Origin of the sequence: Fulvivirga kasyanovii, assembly GCF_009711405.1 — a bacterium.
Lineage (GTDB): Bacteria > Bacteroidota > Bacteroidia > Cytophagales > Cyclobacteriaceae > Fulvivirga > Fulvivirga kasyanovii.
Genome location: NZ_SMLW01000310.1, coordinates 1 through 5,163 on the forward strand (window position 1 = coordinate 1; position 5,163 = coordinate 5,163).

General features: G+C 43.1%; 3 protein-coding genes. All 3 read right to left on the minus strand.

From position 1 onward, the window contains the following. Positions 1-156: 156 nt before the first annotated feature. Complete coding sequence (locus tag E1163_RS02580; RefSeq protein WP_155169157.1) at positions 157-888, minus strand: Mut7-C RNAse domain-containing protein; 732 nt, start codon at positions 886-888, stop codon at positions 157-159. Between the two features lie 310 nt (positions 889-1,198). Continuing rightward, entirely contained in the window at positions 1,199-3,418 is a 2,220-nt protein-coding gene (locus tag E1163_RS02585; protein WP_155169159.1) for an FUSC family protein, read from the minus strand. A 79-nt stretch (positions 3,419-3,497) separates the two neighbouring features. After that, on the minus strand, positions 3,498-5,163 hold a 1,666-nt coding region (locus tag E1163_RS02590; RefSeq protein ID WP_155169161.1), incomplete at its 5' end, for a sensor histidine kinase.

Genomic DNA, 5,163 nt, shown 5'->3' on the forward strand with positions numbered 1-5,163 from the left:
TATTCAAGGGGAAAATGAAATATTGCTCAGTGGCATTCTTGATGAGCAGAAATTTGAAGAATTGGGGGATTTATTAAACAGCTTTGGGGTAAAATATAATTTCGAGCTTGTCGATGAATTTCAAATATTAAAAAGAACCATTTCTAACAAGTAATGTCACTCCCACCCCAACCGCTCACACATCCGCTCATAATGAGACCCCTTCCAATAAACTTTTCCACATCCATCACATTGTAAAAATTCATCAAAATGGCTTCGGGTTAGAGGTTCCAACTTGTGGGTGATCAATTCCTTTTCCACATTCTCTAAATAACCGTTACAGTCCATACAGCGGCTGAATGGCCGGATGTGTGACATGAGGTCAAACCTCGTGATGATTTCTTCTAGCTGTTTCTCCGGATCCTGACTGCGCGGGTAGTAGCCGTGGGTGACTGCATTGCATTTCAGAATAGCTAAATCACGGGTTAGAACTATGCGGTCTTCCAACTCAGCCAGCTTTACGATTTCATCATCATGGATATCATTCCGGTAAAGGGTATCAAAGCCCAGCATGCGGAGGTGGCGGGCGAGTTTGCCTAAATGGCAATCAAGCACAAACCTTAACCCCAGTATTGGCTTTCTTTGGATTGGGTTTTCTTCAACTGTAAATTTTGTAATGAGAGGATATACCGAAACTTGATCATCAATGTTGATGTTGTAGGCAAAGTCAGTGGGTTCTCCATTCACCTGGATAAGAAATACCTCAACCTGTGGCACACCCAAGGCCTGTATAGCATCCTTTATAGCAGGAGAACCTGAAAATTCATATCTAACCTGTTGCTGACCTTTTTGTGAAGGAAGGAAATCATTCAGCTCGCCATAAAATCTAAAAAATGCACTTTTACTCATACAAGGCTTAACACTATCATCTTAAAAAGAGTGCAATGCTAAACACGGGTCAGTCCGAATTCCTGGGGAGGGCATGAACTCAGACTTTTCAACTATAATCACTTACCTGTAATACGATCTTTAGATATACAACCTTTCGGTTTTATCCTTTTACCCCCAAGTTTTCCTCTTGCCCCCTGAAAATCAGTAAACTGTGCTTATTGTTTATACCATACAAGTTTGCCTACTACTTTTGCCGATTGCTATTAACAACTGCCTGTCAGCAAAGAGGTGAAAATTTAGGGTCTCCCCGGAAATTACGCTTTGATCCCTAAACACCTCTCGCTCCTACTACCTTCTTAATATTTTCCGAGATAGAATACAACCATTTGAGCTGCTCAGAGATCAATCTGATTTCCTGAATTTCCGGAGTTATCAAAACTTTTGAAGTTTCACCGGGCTCAACACCGTCACTTTCGCTTACCAGTTTATGATACTGATCGTCAAGATATTGTTGGGCTTCGGCTACTTTGGCTTCAATTTCATGGTCATGTATGTATTCATCATTTACAGTTTTGAGGGCTATATCCAGGTTTTCGCAAATACTGGATATGTACATCTCAAAGTAGCGGGAAGCCTCTGTGGTTTTGTGGTTATGGATGTAGGTGCCCAATGCCGCTGCCAGGGAAAGAAAGGTATGGTTTAACGTAACCACCTCATACATTTGCGACAGGTTTTTCTGTTTGGATTTTGGTTCCTGCGCCATGCGCTGAAAAGCTGCATTTAAATTACCTATGGCCAGAAAAGCATTTTTCCGGGAAAGCTTGTACGAAGGATCAGTATTGTTTTTATGGTGATAATAATTATCAACCTCTCTAAGGTAAAGCATGTTGGACTGTATGGCTTCCACGATAAATTCATTAATGCTGAGCGACTCCCAGGATGGCCATAAGAACGTATTGGCAATGATTGCGAGGGCTGCTCCTGTTAACGTATCGATAACCCGGAATTGGATCACATTAAGCACATTCGGCTGGATGATGGCGTAGATAAAAACAATACTCAGCGTAATGAAGGTGGCTGAGCTTTTATAGTTTCTCTGCACCAGGGCAAAAGCCATCAAAAAGGCAATGCCAGCCAGCACACCATACACATAGAGGTTTTGGGTTATTAATACGATCACCACGGCTATGCCCGCACCAATCAACGTACCATAGATCCGTTGCTTTGACCGCTGCTTGGTAAGCGAATAACCCGGCCTCATGATCACAATAATAGTAAGTAGTATCCAGTATGAATTCTGGAAAGGAAAAATAGCTCCGACAATCAAGCCTACCAATACCGTAACGGCCAGCCTCAGGCTATGCCTGAATATGGGGGACTTTAGACTGATATTTTCTGCCAGATTCTTAAAATCATAATCCTGCTGAGTAATAAACCTGGCAGAATATTTACCCCTGAGCCATACCTGGTTCCGGTTGTACAGGTTATTCATTACATTTTCTATAACCTCAAGCTTTTGCACCAGTTTATGCAAGTAATCATATTTGTTTTGCAGGTGCAGCACATTTTCCCTGACCACGGCAGATTTACCGGAATTGGCATAGCTTTTAATCTCTTCCCTGGCCTCATCTAAAAATCGGTCCAAAGCCTGGTTTTCATTTAAAGCCCTCCTGTCCCCCATTACCCTGGAAAAATACTCCAGCCGGTCGGCTATCTCAAAAGCAAGCTTTGAAAAGGAGTTAAACCGGCCGTTGCTTTCATCCGCAAAGAGGCTGTCATCCCTTCTGCCTGCGAGGTTGGCTATAGCCAACTCCAGAATGTCAATAAGCTCAATAAAGATCAGCACCTGCCGCTTGGCAAAATTGGAAAGGCCAAAATGCTTTCTCGAAACCAGCAGGATCTCCCTTAAGGTCTCATGCTTCTCATTGAGCTGGGTTTGTAACTCAAACAGTTCATTTAGCAACTCTTCGTTTTCCTCAGCATTAAATGTCATTTGTGCTTTTACCCGCAGGTACTGAGAAGTGAGCAGCATACACTCAGCCATCAACTGCGAAGTATGGTTCCGGTCTGCCAGCAAGTGCGATAACTGTGCAAAAATCAAATACCACAGACCACCAACACCGATCATGGCCAGGTGCAGATACAATGCAGTGCCGGTCTGCGGGTGGGCAAAGCTGAAAACTATGGCCAGCAACCCGGCAAAAGACACCAAAGAAGCTCTGAAACCATAAACGGAAATAATGGAAATGGCAAAGACAAGAATACCCAGTACAGGTACTAACAACCAAAGGTTAAAGGCCGTGAGATTGATGATCAGCGTAGCGAAGATAGTGAACAGGTTAGCAACCAGCAGGCCAATCACGCGGTGCCTCCTGCCCCCGGGTATGTCGGCCGGTGCGCAGGCAAACATACCAATGATCAGGCCCATGCCGATGTCGTACCGGTTAAACTGCCACGCAAAAAACAGTGAGATAAGTATGGACAGGGTAAGAATAAAGCTCTTGTAAAAGTCAAAGCTCTTAAAGAATCTTATTACCGATTCGATCATCCGGGTTGGGGTGTTATGATGTTAGTGATAGCCGCAAAGTAAGTAAGAAATTATAAAATAGCTCTAAAACAGCCACTTATCAGTCGGGTAAATAAATATGGACAGCCGTCCCTTCGCCGGGTTTGCTGTTAATATCCAGCCTGCCGCCTATAAGGGCAAGTATATCTGTACATAGTGCCAAACCCAGGCCTGTACCCTGTTCCCCTCCTGTGCCCTGCTCGGAAGTATGCAGGCTGGGCGACAAAAGCTCCTTTACTTTTTCATTCGACATTCCAATTCCGGTATCTTCTATCACTATTTCCGTTTCATTTTGGAGTCTGCCAGAGCTTATGGTTATGGTGCCAGATGAAGTGAATTTTATGGAGTTGCTTAATATATTTCTAACAACCAGTTTCAAATGATCTGCATCAGCATTGACCATAACCGATGAATCTAAATTATTGATCACGCTGATCCCTTTGGTTTCCAACTCTTCGGTGTAAAGATCGGTACAATGGTTTACCACATCATTGATATTAATACTTGAAATATTGAGCTTAAAGCCCTCAAGCTGCGACTTCACCCAGTTGAGCAGGTTATCCATGGTAAAGGACACCGCGCGTACCTGTTTTTCTATCTTCCCCGTGATCTGTAAAAATTCGTCGGGGGAAATGCTATGGGCAATAGAAAGGAGCCCCTGAAGCGAGCGAATAGGGCTTTTTAAATCGTGAGAGACAATACTCAGGAGCTTGTTTTTGGTGGTATTCATCTGCTTAAGCTCATGCTCAGCCTTTTTAAGCTTGGTAATATCAGCAACATATACTACAAATGACGTCACATTGCCATCCTTATCTTTTACAGGCTTGTACCTGCCAAAAGCATAAAATGACTCACCCGACGGCACAGTGTTATACTCACTGAACTCTGCATCTTCTCCTTTCAGGCATTTCTCAATCAAAGGCTGGTGAACCTCCAGAAGATTATTGGGCAAAAGGTCTTTGTAATGCTGCCCCTCTATCTCATCCACAGGTATGCCAAAGGCCTGCTCATAGCGCTCATTTACGATCAGGTACTTTCCCTGCCGATCCACCATAGCAAGAAACAGCGGTACATGATCAATCATAGACCTTAGCAGGTGTTTATTGGCTATTAAAGCATCCTTCTGTTTTAAATTCTCCTCCTGTTGCCTTTCAAGCTTCTGATTGTAACCCTTAAGCTTATCGAGCGTAACCAGCAAGTCACTTTTAAAAGCTCCTGTAAAAACGTAAATGCAAATAAATGAGGCCAGCAAATTAATGTGGAGCAGTACAAAATCCCCGTCGAAGGGCCAGCCCATCATTTCATGTTTAATGGTTTTCAAAACCATCAGAGATAAGGCTGCTATGGCAAAGTAGACAGTCTTTATGGGATCATCATAGAGTACAATAATGAGCGCAGAAAAACCAACCAGAATATTTTCAGTATCAGTATCCCTTAACTGGCTTATGGTAAGATATGATGCAGAATCAATAAAAATCAAGGCCATCGTGATAAAGTAGATCCTGGCAAAGCCATTCCTGCCTGTATGATTCATGTATAGTACCGGGGCAATCACAAACAGTATAGCGCCCAGGTTCATAAAAGCCTGATAATACACCCCAAGGATGAAATCGACAATGAAGAAAAATGAACAAAGACCGAAAGTTATAATGGCAATAGCATTCAGAAGTCTGATGCGCCTCTGCTGGACAATGGCCTGCCCTTCTTTAACCCCCAGATTAGCTAAT

Bases quoted from the DNA above. Each gene is read 5' to 3' on its own strand.
- E1163_RS02580 (WP_155169157.1), bottom strand. From the start codon at position 888: ATGAGTAAAAGTGCATTTTTTAGATTTTATGGCGAGCTGAATGATTTC.
- E1163_RS02585 (WP_155169159.1), bottom strand. From the start codon at position 3,418: ATGATCGAATCGGTAATAAGATTCTTTAAGAGCTTTGACTTTTACAAG.